The sequence below is a fragment of the Bartonella queenslandensis AUST/NH15 genome (assembly GCF_000312585.1).
Classification (GTDB): Bacteria; Pseudomonadota; Alphaproteobacteria; order Rhizobiales; family Rhizobiaceae; genus Bartonella; species Bartonella queenslandensis_A.
Genome location: NZ_HE998081.1, coordinates 1 through 281, shown reverse-complemented (window position 1 = coordinate 281; position 281 = coordinate 1). Strand labels below are relative to the sequence as shown.

1 pseudogene is annotated in these 281 nt (G+C 40.2%); it reads right to left on the bottom strand.

Annotated features, from left to right (window positions below):
• Positions 1-164, bottom strand: a pseudogene (locus BN338_RS13350) (tyrosine-type recombinase/integrase); the annotation flags it as partial.
• Positions 165-281 lie beyond the last annotated feature (117 nt).

Here is a 281-nt window from a genome sequence, read left to right as displayed (position 1 = left end):
CCTTGTAATTCGGCAAGAGCACTTTTGTAGTTGTCAACAAACTCTTGGGTTCCATAGGTCCCACGTATTCTAATGCGTTTTCCATGACCAATACGTACATACCATACGATTTTGCCATGCTGAGTAATTTGTTTAACAAGATGAGGAGGGCGTGGTTTGGGCATGGAGAACACCTATAAGATGATATCAAGGTCATACTCTTTTCTTAATAAGCTTTCCAAGCTATCAGCATGTGTAGCTGAATTTGGTATTGGAATATCGGTTTTAAGATAGAGGAGGAC